This window comes from Pseudoalteromonas rubra, assembly GCF_004212645.1.
Lineage (GTDB): Bacteria > Pseudomonadota > Gammaproteobacteria > Enterobacterales > Alteromonadaceae > Pseudoalteromonas > Pseudoalteromonas rubra_G.
Genome location: NZ_PPUZ01000022.1, coordinates 1 through 17,050, shown reverse-complemented (window position 1 = coordinate 17,050; position 17,050 = coordinate 1). Strand labels below are relative to the sequence as shown.

The window sequence follows — 17,050 nt, the reverse complement described above, 5'->3', positions numbered from 1 at the left end:
TTTGTTACTCAGATAGCGCCACTCAGGCGTCGATCAGGCCATACTCTTTATCCAGCACGGCAATCACTTCGTCGAGCGGGCTTTGTGGAATAGTAAGCTGCTTACCGACAATTTTACTGGCAATGCCCACATAAGTATCAGACACCGACATCATCACCGACTCCGGCAATTTGTAGCTGGCAGCCAGTTGCTCGCGCTCACTCATGCGGTCTTTGTTCAGCAATACGTCGCTGTCGGGCACATTATTGATCAACAGCTGGCGGAAACCTTCTTTTGAGTTCTCAACGATTTTGCCGTCACGGTAAGCCGGGCCATCCCAGATCCGCGATGAATCAGGTGTGCCCACTTCATCAATGTAGATCAGGCGCTCTGTGCCATCTTTGTCTTCGACATAACCAAATTCGAACTTGGTATCAACAAAGATCTGGTCCAGCTGCGCCAGCTCTTTAGAGATCAAGGCAAAGCCTTCGCTCAATAGCTTTTCATACAGTGCAACATCGGCTTCGGATTTAAAGTTGAATGCATCCAGGTTGTCCGTGATATTGCTGCGGGTGATGTTCACATCATCGACTTCCGGTACATCTGGCAAGCCGCGAATGATCCCTTTGGTTGACGGGGTGATCAAAACCTCATCCAGCTTCTGATGCGCATTCAGGCCTTCTGGCAAATTGATCCCGCAGAACTCGCGTACACCTTTGCTGTAATCACGCCACATGCTGCCGGTGATATACTGACGGGCAATGGCTTCGACGCGCACTGTGCTGGCTTTGCGGACAATCCAGACATAAGGATGTGGAATATCCACGATGTGGTTACCAGCCAGACCGGCTTCATCGAACAATTTAAACCAATGGGCGGCAACACTGTTCAGTGCGATACCTTTACCCGGCACACCATTGAGGCCATTTTCGCCCTGCCAGATGCAGTCGAAGGCCGAAATGCGATCTGAGATCACCATGATCGCCAGCTCAGTTCCGGTGGGAACATCATAGCCTTTTTCTTCAATTAAGCGGGCGCTGTCCTGGTCGGTTAACCAATAAACTGAACGTACTTTACCACTGTGCACAGCACCTTTGGTGCGAATGGGTAGATCGTCATTGACGTCTAGAACTTTGTAGCTACTCATTGTATCTCCATAGAGAACGGCTGCGTCTTGCTAAAGGACGCAAAATACAGAGGGGGTTAGAGCGGTGTATGATAGTCGAGCAGCCGTTAAATCACAATTGCTTTACCGCACTGTTCGGCAATATGCCGCAGGCAGGTTTAGCTTGGGGCACAAGTATTTTATGATGCAGGCGTGATCCGCCATTGATGTGAGACTATGCTAGAAATTAATGACCTGATATTTCGCTGGCCCGGCCAGACAGGCGCTACACTCAACATACCCAAACTGGAAGTTGCCGCCGGTGAGCGGGTATTTTTACATGGCCCGAGCGGCAGTGGTAAATCAACCCTGCTGGGGCTTTTGAGCGGCGTTAACAAACCCGAGTCTGGCAGTATACGCTTGCTGGATAAGGACCTGGCTCAGCTCAGTGATGCCGCCAGAGACAAGTTTCGGGCCGATCATATTGGTACTATATTTCAGAACTTTAACTTGCTGCCCTATCTCAGCCCAATAGAAAACGTCACGCTGGGTTGTCATTTTTCCCGCAGCCGCACCGAGCGCGTCAAAGCGTCAGGTAAAACACTGACCCAGCAGGGCGAGCAGCTGTTACAGCAACTCGGCCTGGATCCCAGTATTATGGCACGCTCAGTAGCCCAGCTAAGTATTGGTCAGCAACAGCGGGTGGCCGCAGCACGCGCCTTTATTGGTCAACCGGAGCTTATCATTGCCGATGAACCAACCTCTGCACTGGATGCCGATAACCGTAACGCCTTTATCGAGCTGTTGTTCAAAGAAGCCAGCCAATATGGCGCAACCATTTTATTCGTCAGCCATGACAGCAGCCTGGCCGCTATGTTTGATAAATATCTGAGCCTGACCGACATTAACGAGGTAGCTCAATGCAGTTGATCACCTTAGCAACCAAAAGTATGTTCAATCGCAAGGCCAGTGTGCTGCTGACCTTGTTTACCATCGCCATCAGTGTGATGCTGCTGCTGACCATTGAGCGAGTACGCCAGGAAGCCAAAAGCAGTTTCAGCAACACCGTGTCGGGTACCGATCTGATCGTCGGCGCACGCAGCGGGGATATTCAGCTTTTGCTTTCCAGCGTATTTCGCATCGGTCATGCCAACAACAGCGTCAGCTGGGACAGCTATCAGGATATCAAGTCGCAGCGCGGTGTAAGCTGGGCCATTCCCATCAGCCTAGGCGACAGCCATAAAGGCCACGCAGTACTGGGCACCGACAGCGCTTACTTTGAACACTTTCGCTATGGCAAAAAGCAAAACCTGGCCTTTGCCGCGGGCCGTGCGTTTGTCAATGCACAGGAAGTGGTACTGGGCAACGAGGTTGCCAGTAAAATGCATTATCAGCTTGGCCAGCAAATTGTGATCTCACACGGCATGGGCAATACCAGCTTTCACCATCACGACGATAACCCGATGACCATAGTCGGGATCCTGGCGCCTACCGGCACGCCGGTGGATAAAACCGTGCATGTGCCACTGGCAGCCATCGAGGCCATGCATAGCCAGCCTAAATCAGCGCCCCGCATGATAGGTAAGCCGCAACAGTCAACCGCACACAGTCATAGTGATACTGACGAGCATGGTCACAACCATGCAGATGAGCATGAACATGAACACAATCACAGTCATGACCACGACCATGCGAATGAACATGGGCACAATGACAGCCATGACCACGACCATGCAGACCAACATGACCACGGTCATGACAAGCCCGACACCGTCGCTGTTGCTGTACCAGCCCCCGCACATTTGCATGGCGATCTGATCGGCGAGCCAAAGCAGATCACCGCATTTTTGATGGGTCTGGATTCACCGCTTTATACCCTGCAAACTCGCCGCAATATCAACAATTACAAAGCAGAGCCGCTGCTGGCGATTATGCCCGGTGTTACATTGCGAGAGCTGTGGCGCATGCTGGGCCTGGTAGAGAAGATCCTGTTGCTGTTCTCAGGTGTCGTCGTGCTGATCAGCCTGCTGGGTATGCTCACCACCTTACTGGCAACCCTCAACCAGCGCCGCCGAGAGCTGGCCATTCTGCGCTCTGTGGGCGCGCGGCCACGGCATATTTTTACCCTGATGAGCAGTGAAGCCATTTTAATTACGGCAGCGGGTTGCGCACTGGGTATTGCCCTGTTTTACGCCCTGATCGCTCTGGCGCAGGGCACACTGCAAAGTCAGTTTGGGATCAGCCTGAGCATTTCACTGCTCAGTTACTATGAACTCATGCTGATCGGCGTTATTATGGCGGCCGGCACTTTGATGGGCATATTGCCTGCAACCCGGGCCTATTTCTATTCGCTCAGCGATGGCATGAGCATTAAGCTATAAGAGGTTTTGAATGACACCATTACGCACTTTTTTCTGGCTATGTACTGCGCTATTGCTCATTTCAGTACAAGTGCAGGCAGGGCCCCCTAAAGAAATTTTCTGGGAAGATCTGATCCCTCAGGGCCATGTCCAGCTCAGCAATCAGGACGCTGCCGCCAGCCATGATGGCGACCAGCAAAACTGGGTGCAGCCGGACCTGGATGCACCTGTGGTCAAAAGCCTGGATGGTAAGCAAGTGAGTTTACCCGGATTTGTGGTACCACTGGAAGGCGACAGTGAAGTGATCACGGAATTTCTGCTGGTCCCCTACTTTGGTGCCTGTATTCACGTACCACCGCCGCCGCCCAATCAGATTGTCCACGTTAAAATCAAGAATGGCGTGCCCATCGACAGCCTGTATGATGCCATTACTGTGACGGGAACTATGAAGGTTGCAACCTGGAAAGGCGACCTGGCACAAACCGGCTACCAAATGGATGCGGTTGGCGTCGCGCCGTTTGAACTATAAACGCCGGATGATGTATCTGAAAGTGGCTCAGGGGTGAGCCACGCACTACTGACTCTGAGCCTTTAGCAAAGGCAGCTTTTGAAATGGAAGGTATCACACTGGTCGATTGCCGTATTACAGGTGGCCCATGCAGTACGATACGCGCCGCCAGCAATCTGAGGAGTTTCGCCACCAGCAAGTGTGCGTGTCGGTTTGCCAAGCTGCTTTATCGATTTTTTGTTTAACTGTAGTTTCATGGTTTATTTCCTTATTGATGTTTGTAGTGTGTGCTCATAGGCACTTACCCACCATTGCACACATTTCAACCAAATGCAAAGCTACACGTCGGCCAGTTGTTTGCAGAGTATGCGCATCAATTTGGTATCTTCCTGCATCAATACTTTTAGTTTGTCGACCGGGATCCAGATGATTTCACACGGCGTTTCGGCCAGGTATTCCAGTGCCGACACGCCACTCAGTAAAGCGGTTACGCCCAGTGTCTCGCCGGGTCCTCTGACCACGACTTGACTGTGACCCTGCGCACCGGCTGCCACTTCCCGCACACTGCCACGATATATCACCCCCAGTTTGCTGAGCGACTTGCCCTGGCGGATCAGTACCTGTCCTGCGTCATACACGCCGCGTTCCTGACACGCACTGATTTGTTCTCGGGTGGATTGTGAAACCCCGTGTAGCCAGGGGATCTGCTGATCTAACTGGGCCGCTTCGGTCTGGCGGAAAATCGAGGCTTTTTGTAATGCGGCCATGCGCTTTTCAACATCTTCCAGCAAGCGACTGGCTTCGGGCTTATCGAGCACCGCCAGCTTTAACTGCTCGTTGATCACTGCACGCTCACGGTTGAGCAACAACCGGGTCGCTGCCTGTGATTGCAAAGCCTGAACGATATCCGGAAACGTCTCCTGAAGCGCATTAATACGGTCTATGGTTTGAGCGATATTATCCTGAACTTGCTGGCGTACCTCGGCCGCTATCTGGGCATTCGGTGAAAGCGTATCAATATGGCTTTGCAGTGCCTCCTGGGCCTGAATAAAGCCCCGGGCCACGTCATACCCCACCACCAAGCGCTCAAAGTACAGCCTTAATAACGAGCGCTCTAACCAGGCAATACCGCGCAACCGCTCCAGCCAGCCGGGCACCCGCCAGGTTGCAAACAGGGTATCGCACTGCCCGATACAGGGCTCACCGTCGAGTGCCAGCTCAACCGCTTCCACCAGCAAGTTGGTGGCCCGTTTACCCAAAGTTCCCTGCTCAAACTGCGTCCAGTAATGCTTGCGTTCGGTTTCCAGCAGACGACGTAAAAAGGCGGTATTGAGATCGTCTTTATCTATCGGTGTTGCCGTATCTGACGGTGCCATCGCCCCCAGCTTGACCTGAGCTTTTACCTGCTGCCAGTCGGCACCGCGTAAAAACGGACTGTCCATCATAGTCGGCAACATAGTTTGCAGGGTATTGGCCACCTGCTGATTGGCTTTATCCACCGTGGCCTGTTTGGCCGGAGGCAGGCTGTCGAGACGCAGAAACTTCAATAACATGCCCATAGTGCCGCCGTTAATTAGAATCGTCAGTACCACAATGCCGGCACACAAAAACAGCATGCGATCGCTGACCTCTTTGGGGATCGCTTCGCTGGCAGCCACAGTCAGCGCCAGCGCTAAAGAAACCGCGCCGCGCAGACCACCCCAGCACAACACGCTGGCTTTCTCAAACGTAATACCAACGCCGATACGACTCAGCAATGGGGTAAATACCGTAATAGAAATGGCCCGGATCAACATGATCCCCACATACAAGATACCCAGCGTCTGCCATGCCTGAAGGTCGTCCAGTGGCACCCGAATGGCCACCAGGATCCCCACTAACAGGAAAATGCAGGTATTGGCAATGTGCGCCATCATTTCCCAGAAGTGGTGTAAAAACCCGGCAACCTCCGGGCTTATCCGGGTGCGCCCGACACTGGCCAACACCAGCGCCAGCGTCACCACAGCCACCACCCCGGAAACATGAAATGATTCGGAAATGAAAAACGCCGAATACGCCGCCGCAATGGTCAGGGTGATCTCTATCATAGGATCGTTAAACACCCGATCGATCCACATAATACACAATCCGCCCAGCACCAGGCCTATCGCCAGCCCCACCAGCACCACCCCGGCAAACTGGCCAACTGCCTGGACAGGCGAGGCCATCATGGCTCCTTCTCCCCCGCTGCTGGCCAGCACCCAGACATAAAACAAACTGAAAAACACAATGGCAGTACCATCGTTAAGCAAAGACTCGCCTTCAATCAGGGTTTCGAGACGTTTACGTGAGCTGACTTCCTTCAGCAAGGCCACCACGGCCACCGGATCGGTGGCGCTGATCAGGGCACCAAACATCAGGCACATGGCCCAGCTCCACTGCCAGTGTTCGGGCACGCTCACATGTAATAACTCGGCCGTCAGCCAGATGGCCAGCATCAGACCCGGCACCGCCAGAATGGCAATCTGGGTAAACATACGCCGGAATAAATGCACTTCCATGGCAAAAGCGCTTTCAAAGATCAGGGTAGGTAAAAACAGAAAGAGAAACAGGTGCGGATCGATGTCGGCTACCAGCGTCAGGGTATCACCCACCACCTGCATATCGCCGCCAAAGACCTCACCGCGCTGCGCAAGGCCGATGCAGATCCCAATCACCAGTAATGCCACGGTGTAAGGGATCTGGGTGTTTTTCAGGGCATGGCGGGTCAGTGCACCAATAAACAGGGCCAGGATCAAAAATACCAGGACCAGAATGCCAGATTCAAACCGCATACCAGCCACCTTAATCACCACGTTCACAATGGTGTAAGCTTAGTTCACCCAGGCTGGCCCTGTTAGTTTCAGCGTAAAAAACTCAGCGCTCGGTTTTGCCCGGATAATAGATGGTTACCGGCTGTGAGTAATTCGGCACATCATCATAGCTAAACACCGCGTAATACTTGGCAATATCCGGTGTGCCGAAGTTATCCAGTGTATAGTTATCCCGTCCGCCGTAAAGCTTCACCCCATCAAACGGCGAACGCGGCGGATGAAAACGGTTACGCACCACAAAGAAGCCGACCAGATCCTCGTCTTCCTCATTTTCCCAGGTCAGCTTAACCACGCCGTTTTCGACCTGAGTTTGCAGATTATGGGGCGCTGCCACCGGGTGTTTACGGCGCTCGATATAATCGATCTTCAATTGTGCCGGTTGCTGATCCTGACAGTTGGTCCAGTTCACCAGTGCATCCGTGGCCTGCGACTCCGCCGTGGCACGAATAATAAAGTAAAATGGCGTCTGTGCCTGATGCAAACGTTCCAGTTCCTGCAAGCTGTAGCTGTCAAAGATAAAGTGATGTTCGGCACGCTCTCTGAGTTGCTCATTGCTCACCTCATAGCCGATATACTCAATCTTCTGACGCTGCTTCACATGCTGATAGTCCACATCTCTGAGCTCTACCAGCTCTATGGTAAAGCGCACATCCCGCGCCGAGGCAATAGAATTACAGCAACGCACAGTGAGGCAGGCATTGGTAAATACAGTGCGATCCACTGGCAAGTCCACATTCAGATCAAACGACATCTGGCCATATACGATATCGCCTTCGGCATCAAAGCCCGACGCCAACTTGTCGGCCACCACTTTGTCTTTGTAAATGGTATTACAGGACAGCGGGCTGAGGGCAAGCTGCTGCTCAGGTAACTGATACACCAGCTCCAGATTGGGCCGATAGTGCAGACCACTGCCAAACGAGCCGTAGCCAATGTCGAATTGCATGACCTGAGAGTCTTTGCCCAGAGGCAATTTTTTCGGCCCCTGCAAGCGTAGCAGTAAGCGCTTCTGCTTGAGCAGCTTGGCCAGCAGACTACGTTCAACCCCATTAAACAGCCATTTCATCCAGATCCCCTGGGTGAGCTTATCGGACTCTATGGTTTGTCCCAGCGTATGCAAAGGCTTAGCCTCGGCAATACAACTGTAGTCATAGATGTCTTCAACCTGATCGGCATCGAGAATCGCCACCGACCACTCGCCATATTTTTCAATTTTAGCGGCCACCCGGTTCATCGGATAGATAAAGAACTGGGCGCTTAAGATCTGTGAGCCTTCCACAATACTGCTGAGATCAAACTGCACTACACCCATGCTGATCCCCCGCTTTTTATCGACGCCGATAAACATGGAGTTATAGCCAAAGTGCTCTTTGTTCTTGGCCTGGTTGTTCTGCGATAAATAGCCCACCGTTTCGCGGGAAGGGAATAAAGTACGGGCGCTTTCTGTGCGGCCCAGACGCGTTTTCAGGCGCAATTCAGGGCTGAACGGGGATTTAATTTTAGTGACCTTATCAACGGCGCGAATGTTATAAAAATAACTGTGTCCGCTTTGCAGCTGGCGGTCGATAAAACCCTGTGTTTTAGTAATGGCCACCAGGGTTTCTTCGCCGCAAGGGTTCTTGTTGTGCTGGCTGCGATAAACTTCAAAGTAGATGTCGTCCCGGTCTTCATACTGCCACTCCAGCTCAACACTGTCATGAGCCACGGATTTAATGGTAAAACCTTCAACCCGCTTAGGCGCCAGCGGCGAGTAATTGATGGCCTCGCTCAGCGCATATTGTACGGCGGGAATATTTTCGGCCACACTCTCGGACATGTTTTTCATGTAATCCGGAATGTTACGCGTGCCCACCTCCACCACAGTGGCGATGATCCCTTTGCGATAATAATACTCGCGGCCACTGCCGTGGATCAGCTGAGCCGGCGGCTTGCCACGGTGGATCCCATACTGACGTCCGGTGACCTTTTTGATCTCGTGATTCATATTGGCGCACAACACATTCAGATCCGTGCCTTCGATCTCCACCTCATGATTAAACTTATGGGCGGGGAAAAACACGTTACCCTGAGAGTGATAATCCAGTGCAATGCGGATATTCTCGTGACTTTCCACAAAATCGCGAATGGCACAGGTTTCCGGCTCCGAAAAGGCATGAGGACCGCCATAGGTGTTCGAGCCGGTATTCTGATTGCGCATAAACTTGGCATCAAAGTTCCGGTTCAAGTCCACCCCAAAAGTACCATCGCCATTGTTACGCCGGTTCTTACGCCAAAATGAAAAGTGGTTGCGAGAGTACTCAAAGCCATCAGGGTTCAGACAGGGCACCATGTACAGCGTATTACGCGTTAATGCATGTTGCAGCTTAGGGTTAAAACGATAGTTATCAATTACATACTGAACAAACTTCACCGCCAGCTCGTTGCCTATCCACTCTCTGGCATGAATCGAGCCGGTATACAGTAAGGCCGGTTTATCATCGGCATAGGTCACATCCAGGGAAATGGTCACCAGCATGATCGGTCGGCCTTCCCAGGTCTCACCTATGCTCTGTAAACGGATCAAATGGGGATGTGCGCTCATGGCGCTTTGCAGGAACTCTATGGTGTCCTGATAGGACGCATATTGGATTTTCATAGCGGTTGCTCAGTTGCAGAAAACGAAAAGCCATAACCCGGATCAGGCAGCCTGATCCGGTACAGCCAGAAAGCATTAATGTGTGGTCAGCCCGGCAGGCATCACCTGTTGCCAGTGCGCCACTATTTTTTCCAGTTTCTTGTCCTTCAGATTTTTCACGACACATAACTGCTGTGGCTCGGTATTCAGGGCTTCAACCACACCATGTGCACCGAAGGTGGTCATGATCTCATCGATCATCTTGTCGCCGATCCCTTTCACCTGCGCCAGGATCTCCCGGATCTGGGCATCATCAAACATCGGAGCCGGATAGCTGTTGAGCTCTACACCCGCCTGCTCATCGCTGCCCGGAATGGGTTGCAGGGCTTTGGCTTGTGCCGATTTAGCTTGCAGCACAAAGTTGTCTTGCAGGTTCCAGATCTCGCTTGGCCATTCTTCGATGCGTTGATATTGAGTATCCAGAATTGGAAACTGTTGTTCATCCATGCCGTGGAAAGTCTCGCCACAGTCCTGGCTCGGTGTGTAACTGGAAAAACCAATGTGGCGCATGGTGCGCAGCAAGCGTGAATCGATTTTGCCCAGCTCCTCCCAGTTATACAGCGGAATATTTGGCTTACGGAAACGACCGTCCGACAGTAACCACATCAGATACTGACCGATCCAGTCACGAATATACGGAAACGCCGCAAACGCGGTGGCGCATTCCAGGATCCTGAGCTTGCCATCTTTGCCCAGCGCAATGTCGCAGGCCCAGTACTCAGCGTTGGCCGCTTTTGACGCGGCAGTCGCCAGCTTCAGGACCGACTTAGGCACTGCCTGATAATCCATACTGCCACCCTGACTGGTGTTGGTCAGCCACTCGCCTTCAGGAGGGCGACGCCAGAACGCACACACTGGCTTATGACCCACCAGCATGACACGGATGTCTGCTTCCATAGGCACAAAGTCTTGCACGTAGGCTGGGTAGTATTTTTTCTCCGTCAACAGCGCCATTGCTTCGTCGTAATTATCCACTTTGTGGACAAAGTAGCCGCCATAGTTAGACGGGCCATAGGAGCGCTTGATGATCTTCGGATAACTGGCCTGGCTCAGGTAACGCTTGGCTTTTTCCGGGACATAGAAGATTTCGGTGTGTGGTGCCGGTAGCTTGTATTTGCGGCAAAAATGGGTCACGTTCTCTTTTGACTTGTTAGAGAACTGGCTGTCCAGCGAGGGTAAAAAGCGCACATGCGGCAATGCACGGGCGATTTCACGAAACGTTTCGTAGGCCGTCGCGGGAATATTACCGATCAGCACATCGATTTGCTTGCGCTTCACTTCGGCAATAAAACGCGCTTTGTCATTGCCCCAGTGATATACCACAGTTTCGATTTTATCTGGCCAACCTTTGAAGTTGGATTTGTCAAAAAAGCGTAAGACGTAATCCAGATAGAGAAGTCCAATCTTTGGGAGTTTGGGTTTTGCAGTCATTGCTCGGGCCACCTTGGCAAAATTAATGGGTTGGTAAAATAACTCTGTGCTGTGGCCATCAGGCCACTTTGTGCGTGTGCAGCGCATTGTGTTGCGTTGCAGTGCGCTCGATCAGTTCCACCATGGCATCGATCTTGGCCTGGTTAAAATTGATCCCCAGCGCTTCTTGTTCTGGCGTTGCAAAGGCCGGAATGGTGTTTACTTCCAGCACCACATATTCCTCACGCTCGCGGTCATAAATGAGATCGACACCGGCGATTTCCAGACCTAAAGTACTGGCAGCGCGCAGCGCCAGCTCGACCACTTCGTCGTCGGGCTCGCGAACAAACACCGAGCCGCCACTGGTGATATTGGTTTTCCAGTCATCCTTTGGCGCTTTGCGGCCATAGCAACCGACAAACTTGCCATCCACCACATCAATGCGGTAATCGGTGTTGTCGTAATCAATAAAGCGCTCAACGTAGAAATAACGTAAGTCGGTGCGGCTCAAAAACGGCAGCAGCATGTCCAGCGCCTGTTCACTGTCGATTTTGACAATGCCAACACCACCCCAGCCGTCGGTGGGCTTGTAGATCAGCTTGCCACCAAAATCCCGCAGCGCCTGCTTTAACCCGTCCATGTCGTTTTTGTGGCACAAACGATAATCCGCCGTGCAGATCCCTTGGCTGTTCAGCAAGTGAGAGGTACGAAATTTATCTTCCGCCAGTGCAAACGCGTCGTAATTATTGAGCGTCGGAATGGCCTGGCTCAGCGCCTGATAGAGATACACCTGAAACTGAGTTTGCTGACCCGCGTTGTAGCTTAAAAACGCATCCAGCTGCTCCATCACCACGCCGTTACAGCTGATCTGGCCATCCTTTGCCCGGGCATCGCGCAGATTCAGCCCCGTACTGGTCTGGATCCCGCGCTCAGCCAGCGCATGAACCAGGCGCTGCTCTATCTCGCGCCCTCCCCCATTTTCGTACATCCAGATGCCAACGTGCGGTGCCGTGACTGAGCGTGTCATAAAGTGTCTCCTTGGTCCTTGAACAGGTGCATAAAATTTGGTCAGGAAGGCTATTTTACAGGGCACTGTGTGACAGATTTTTGATCGTTTTTCTGTACCTATCGGGATCCAAAAACTGTTCATAATTCCGTCACCCCACTGTCATCGAAAATCGCCACGATGGGCCAAAATTACCGCAGGGACCTGTTATGGATAGTCTGGACTTTAATGAACTCGCGTCTTTAATTCGTTGTAATTCTTACAGTAAACATAAAGCTGGTGTGGATGCACACGGCGAACAAATGATTGAACTGGCGGCACCGCTGGGCTATACGCTCACCCGCTATCAAAGAGAGCATATTGGCGATCATTTATTATTGCGTGCGCCCAGAGGCGCTGGCAAAAAAGTACTCTTACTGGGTCATCTGGATACCGTCTATCCCCCCGACACCTTTGTCGAATTCAGTGAAGATGAAGAATGTGTTTACGGTCCTGGCGTGTGTGATATGAAAGGCGGCAACTGGGTCGCACTGAACGCACTGCGTCAGCTCAAGCGCACCTATGGCAAGCTCCATAACATTGACTGGTTGCTGGTCAGCGATGAAGAAATTGGCAGCGACGACAGCAAAGCACTGACCACTAAAATCGCCAAGCAGTATGATGCCTGTCTGGTGTTTGAAGCCGCCGGTAAAAATCACGAACTGGTGGTGGCCCGCAAAGGCATTGCCACCTATACCATTACGATTACCGGTAAAGCGGCCCATGCCGGCAACCATTACCGGGATGGGATTGATGCAAACTTTGCACTGGCAAACATGCTGATGGAAATGTCGGCCCTGACCGACCTGAAGCGAGGCAGCACCGTCAATGTGGGTAAAATCCAGGGCGGCATTGGTGCCAACACCATTTCCCCTTCGGCCACTATGATAGTAGAAGCACGCTTTACCAAAGCCTCTGAGCAGCAGCGTTTACTCGAAGGTATTGAGAACATCTGCCTGGCCATTGAAGTGACTGGGGTGTCGGTCAAATTGGAAGGGGGTCTGCAACGCGGCGTTATGGCCCCGACAGACAAACAATCGGCTTTACTGAGTGAGATCAATGAGATCCTGGGCTATGAGCTGCCAGTGGAACATCGCGGTGGGGTATCCGATGCCAACACGGCCGCAGCCACCGGCACACCAACGTTAGATGGCTTTGGCCCCTATGGTGACGGGGACCACACCATTCACGAGCGGGCACTCAAGTCCAGTTTTGCACTGCGCATTGCCCAGGTTACTCAGATCCTGGCTAGTCTGTGCTATCAGGCCGAATCGCAGCCCGCCCTCAGTGACAGCGATTAACGCTGGCACTGTGGGCAATAAACGGTACTGCGCTGACCCAGGCGGATCTCTTTGAGTGTGGTTTCACAGCTAATACAGGGTTCGCCTTTGCGACCATAGACCAGCAGTTCCTGGGCAAAGTAACCCGGTTTACCGTCACTTTGCGCAAAGTCTTTAAGGGTGGTCCCGCCCTGTTTAATGGCACTTGCCAGCGTCTCTTTGATAATAGGCGTAAGACGCTCATAACGGTGTAACGAGACTTTCCCAGCTTCCCGTTTTGGGTGGATCCCGGCTTTGAACAAAGACTCGTTGGCGTAGATATTACCTACTCCGACGACCACCTGGTTGTCCATAATAAACTGTTTGATCGCCACCTTTTTACCGCGACTAGCTGTATATAAGTGCTCGGCGGTAAACGCCTCGGTCAGCGGCTCCGGCCCCAGTTTTGCAAATACGCTGTGCTCCTCAGTAACCCCTTGCCACAGGCAGGCACCAAAGCGGCGAGGATCGTTCAGGCGCAATGCCAGCCCGTTGGCAAAATGAAATTCAATGTGGTCATGCTTTTTGAGTGGCGTATCCTGCGCCACAACGCGCAGGTTGCCTGACATGCCCAGATGTAAGATGGCCGTGCCCAGCGGACTTTCCAGCAGTAAGTATTTTGCCCGCCGTTTGACGGCACTGATGACCTGCCCTTCTAACAGACTGATCTGCTCAGGGACCGGCCAGCGTAACTGACGCTGATGCACAATTACTTTGCTGACATTTTGATGCTTGATATGGGGTTCGATGCCTAAACGGCTCACTTCTACTTCAGGTAATTCTGGCATTACTTCAACTCAATAGGGGCAAATAACTGTTGTGCCTGTGTTTTGTCGACACTAAACCAACGCTGTGATTGTCTGGCAAAAAGATAATAGCTTTGCTGTTGCTGATACAGCTGAAAACTCACCGGTAATTCACTGCCAGCCAGCCAGAACTGGGCAACGCTGAGCGCAGCACTGCCCGGCAAGCCGGGATTTTCAGTCAGGGTCAGCTCACTTTCCTGCCACCGGGTGATCAACGCTTCCAACTCAGCGGGTTGCGCCTGCCAGGTGGCATCCTTATCGGCACTGAGCCGCCAGGAGGTGCCAATGCGTTCAATCTTATAACCGGGAAACCCCAGTGCCAGCACAAAACTTTGTTGCTCAAAAAGCGGCATACTGCCCAGTTCTTCTTTCGGCGGATTTATTTTTTGATGAATACCGTTAAGAAAAAAGATCATGATCAACATAGAGAAGATCACCACATTGTTCCAGGCCTTACGGCTCAAACGCATAACTGCTCCAGTGCTTATTTGCCCGCAATGCGGCGGGTTAGTCAGAGCCTAAATCATATCCCGCAGCGGGTGTTAAGTACACTCAGATGCGAAAGAAGCCAATGTTTTTACTCAATACCCCAGACATTTGTGACAACTTCTTAGTGGCCTGTTTGTTGTCATTCAAAGCACTCATAGCATCCTGAGCGGCTTCGGTGATCTCTTCCATATTCGAGGCAACCTCATTGATGGCCGACGCCTGCTGTTGCGCCACGTTGACCACCTCCCCTACCTGAGACAAAGAGTTTTGCGCCTGAGTGTCGATTTGCTCCAGCAGCTCAGTGGCTTCGAAGGTCAGCGTCCGGCCATGTTCAACCTGGGGCTGAGTTTTTTCCATGGCCGCCACAGTTGCAGAGGTTTCGCTTTGCACTTCCCGGATCATGGATTCTATCTGATCTGTGGCCTCAAACGTCCTGCGTGCCAGCTGACGCACTTCGTCTGCCACCACCGCAAAGCCGCGTCCGGATTCTCCGGCACGTGCAGCCTCAATGGCCGCATTAAGTGCCAGCAGGTTAGTCTGTTCAGAGATCCCGCTGATCACATTGGCGATGCCGCCGATCTGCTTGGTCTGCTCTGCCAGCTTTTGAATTTGCGACACCGTGCCATCGACCGTTTGCGCTATGGTATCCATTGCCTCTGCGGTATTACGAATTGCCTGGCGTCCCTGATCAGCAAAAGTCACCGTTTGTGTCGAATTTTCTTCCGTTTGTCTGGCAATATCACTCACCCGCATCATGTTTTCTCGCAATGAGTCAAGCATTCTGGCGGTATTACTGGTGGCTTCTGCCTGATGCTGCGCCGCATCATAAATCTCTCCAGACGCGCCCGTTACCGCATCGGCCTGCACTGAGAGCTGCTCAGAGACTTCTTTGATACTGGTGACGATCCGGGTTAGTTCACCAGACATGCGGCAAACAGAGTCCAGCATGCTGTCCGGGTAGTCGGTCTGGATCTGCCCCGTCAGATCGCCCCCTGAAATGCGTGTCACTGCCGCTGCGGCATCTTGCGGCTCACCACCGAGTGAGCGCTGGAAACTACGCTCTATCGCCCAACCCACCAGCACACTGATGGCCACAGCAATAAAGGTGAACCATAGCATCAGCTGGGAAAATCCCCCCGCTGCTTCACGGGCAGCCGGGGTCAGGGTTTGGTTTTGCTGTTCCTGATAGTCAATAAACTCGTTGATCACGTTGAGCCAGCTAATAAAAGCCGGACGCGCTTCATCCAGTACCAGGGTATCTACGCTCTGACCGGCTTTTTTATTACTCAGTATGGTGCGGATCAGCGGGAGTGTTTTTGCTTCAATCCGTTTGATACGGTTCAGGATCTCACGCTCCTGGGCGCTAAAATGGGCGCCTGAGTTAACCATTTGCGTCATCTTAGCGTCGGAATCCTGATAGAAACGGGCAAGCTGCTCAATTTCCCGTTCATATTCACTCAACTCAGACGCGCTGCGGGCGATGGCCACATCGCGAATGGCGATTGCCCGGTCATGTACACTGCCCCGAAAGTTAATGGCATAACGTTGCTTGACCGAGTTAACGTCGGTGATCTCGGTTAACGTATGATCGATAAAGGTCACGCGATTACTGCCTATCACCGTCATGACAATCAACAACAGTAATGCAATACCAAACCCGACAACCAGACGGCTTTTAACCGTTAACCCCATTAACCACTGCACCATAGCGTGCCTCCATGACAGCAACATACTGAAAGTTCAAAGTTAGTCGCAGGATAGCAAGCTGTAAAGTAGATAAAACAAATCACCATGATTGAAAAAACAATTGGTTGCTTTGCACACAAACGGACCACAACCCGATTATTTTGGAACCAGAATAGGGATTTTTGTCTGAGTTGCCCTCATCGCATACGAGTAAGCCATGTATAATTTGCGCTGTGCGTCTGCCCAAAGGCAATCGCACAGCGCTGAAATGGCTATCAGCGCTTCAGCGAACTGCCGGTGAAAAACTATCAGGTTCCTGAAACTTACGGGAGCTGCTATCTGGCTGTACAAGGTGAAACAGATACTCAAATCACCTATCGCGAAGAGGGTGATGCCCGTTTTGGACTTTATCTGTAAATTTGACAAAAAATGAAAAAGCAGTGATCCGAATAATCAGACTATTCGTTTTATAGAATGAAGGGTTCGCAGTACGGTGTACTAAACAATCCCCTTCGCGACGGCACTGATAAACGCGCACTTTAAGTGCGCGTTTTCTCTTTTCTCAAACCGATAAAAATTTATTTGCTCACCACATCAACCAGATTACCCCGAAGCACATCTGAGCACTGACCCGCCTGACGCAACAGCGTGATAAACGCCTGCGTAAGAGGCGGTGGTTGCTGCGTGTTGGCCCACAATGCATAGACAGGGCGCATATGCTGCCACTCGCCCACATAGCAAAACGGCTTGTCCAGTTCAGCGACTTCAGTCATCGGCAAGACAGCCGCCCCCAGGCCCTGTCTCTTGATCACATTTC

The 17,050-nt window shown here is 52.0% G+C and carries 13 protein-coding genes and 1 pseudogene; 4 read left to right on the top strand and 10 right to left on the bottom strand.

All coding sequences use genetic code 11. The features are described 5' to 3' along the window. Nucleotides 1–22: 22 nt before the first annotated feature. Complete coding sequence (locus tag C3B51_RS08270; RefSeq protein ID WP_130244729.1) at nt 23–1,126, bottom strand: phosphoribosylaminoimidazolesuccinocarboxamide synthase; 1,104 nt, start codon at nt 1,124–1,126, stop codon at nt 23–25. Between the two features lie 195 nt (nt 1,127–1,321). On the opposite strand from C3B51_RS08270, the gene C3B51_RS08265 reads away from it, so the two are divergent. From C3B51_RS08265 to C3B51_RS08255, 3 genes are read left to right on the top strand one after another with little or no spacing between them, the layout of a single operon-like run. Then, nucleotides 1,322–2,014: an ABC transporter ATP-binding protein gene (locus tag C3B51_RS08265; RefSeq protein ID WP_130244728.1), complete on the top strand. Its 693-nt coding sequence runs from the start codon at nt 1,322–1,324 to the stop codon at nt 2,012–2,014. Next, nucleotides 2,005–3,465 (top strand): ABC transporter permease, encoded by a 1,461-nt coding sequence (locus C3B51_RS08260; protein ID WP_130244727.1) that lies wholly within the window; start codon nt 2,005–2,007, stop codon nt 3,463–3,465. The genes C3B51_RS08265 and C3B51_RS08260 overlap by 10 nt, the downstream gene beginning before the upstream one ends. A 10-nt stretch (nt 3,466–3,475) precedes the next feature. Beyond that, nucleotides 3,476–3,973 carry a DUF3299 domain-containing protein gene (locus C3B51_RS08255; protein WP_130244726.1) on the top strand — a complete coding sequence of 166 codons (498 nt, stop codon included), beginning with the start codon at nt 3,476–3,478 and terminating at the stop codon, nt 3,971–3,973. A 62-nt stretch (nt 3,974–4,035) separates the two neighbouring features. Here the strand turns inward: C3B51_RS08255 and C3B51_RS23555 are convergent, their stop codons facing one another. The 5 genes from C3B51_RS23555 to C3B51_RS08235 all read right to left on the bottom strand — a co-directional run bounded on the left by C3B51_RS23555 (nt 4,036) and on the right by C3B51_RS08235 (nt 11,915). Further along, nucleotides 4,036–4,209 carry a hypothetical protein gene (locus C3B51_RS23555; RefSeq protein ID WP_164519186.1) on the bottom strand — a complete coding sequence of 58 codons (174 nt, stop codon included), beginning with the start codon at nt 4,207–4,209 and terminating at the stop codon, nt 4,036–4,038. Nucleotides 4,210–4,290: 81 nt separating this feature from the next. Further along, nucleotides 4,291–6,765, bottom strand: coding sequence for a cation:proton antiporter (locus C3B51_RS08250; RefSeq protein ID WP_130244725.1), 2,475 nt, complete (start codon nt 6,763–6,765; stop codon nt 4,291–4,293). 82 nt (nt 6,766–6,847) lie between these two features. Beyond that, nucleotides 6,848–9,439 (bottom strand): M14 family zinc carboxypeptidase, encoded by a 2,592-nt coding sequence (locus C3B51_RS08245; RefSeq protein ID WP_130244724.1) that lies wholly within the window; start codon nt 9,437–9,439, stop codon nt 6,848–6,850. 75 nt (nt 9,440–9,514) lie between these two features. Next, nucleotides 9,515–10,909: an ATP-grasp domain-containing protein gene (locus C3B51_RS08240; protein WP_130244723.1), complete on the bottom strand. Its 1,395-nt coding sequence runs from the start codon at nt 10,907–10,909 to the stop codon at nt 9,515–9,517. Between the two features lie 58 nt (nt 10,910–10,967). Further along, nucleotides 10,968–11,915: an ATP-grasp domain-containing protein gene (locus C3B51_RS08235; protein ID WP_046005366.1), complete on the bottom strand. Its 948-nt coding sequence runs from the start codon at nt 11,913–11,915 to the stop codon at nt 10,968–10,970. 188 nt (nt 11,916–12,103) lie between these two features. Here C3B51_RS08235 and C3B51_RS08230 point away from each other — a divergent pair, with 188 nt between their 5' ends. Next, nucleotides 12,104–13,234 carry a M20 family metallopeptidase gene (locus C3B51_RS08230; protein WP_130244722.1) on the top strand — a complete coding sequence of 377 codons (1,131 nt, stop codon included), beginning with the start codon at nt 12,104–12,106 and terminating at the stop codon, nt 13,232–13,234. On the opposite strand, the gene mutM is transcribed toward C3B51_RS08230, so the two are convergent. The 4 genes and pseudogenes from mutM to C3B51_RS08210 all read right to left on the bottom strand — a co-directional run. Further along, nucleotides 13,231–14,040 carry a bifunctional DNA-formamidopyrimidine glycosylase/DNA-(apurinic or apyrimidinic site) lyase gene (gene mutM / locus C3B51_RS08225; protein WP_130244721.1) on the bottom strand — a complete coding sequence of 270 codons (810 nt, stop codon included), beginning with the start codon at nt 14,038–14,040 and terminating at the stop codon, nt 13,231–13,233. The genes C3B51_RS08230 and mutM overlap by 4 nt on opposite strands. Beyond that, a complete protein-coding gene (locus C3B51_RS08220) occupies nt 14,040–14,528 on the bottom strand; it encodes a hypothetical protein (RefSeq protein WP_125716805.1) in 489 nt (162 codons plus the stop codon). The genes mutM and C3B51_RS08220 overlap by 1 nt, the downstream gene beginning before the upstream one ends. A gap of 82 nt (nt 14,529–14,610) precedes the next feature. Then, a complete protein-coding gene (locus C3B51_RS08215; protein WP_130244720.1) occupies nt 14,611–16,254 on the bottom strand; it encodes a methyl-accepting chemotaxis protein in 1,644 nt (547 codons plus the stop codon). 557 nt (nt 16,255–16,811) lie between these two features. After that, nucleotides 16,812–17,050: pseudogene (locus C3B51_RS08210) on the bottom strand (substrate-binding domain-containing protein); the annotation flags it as partial.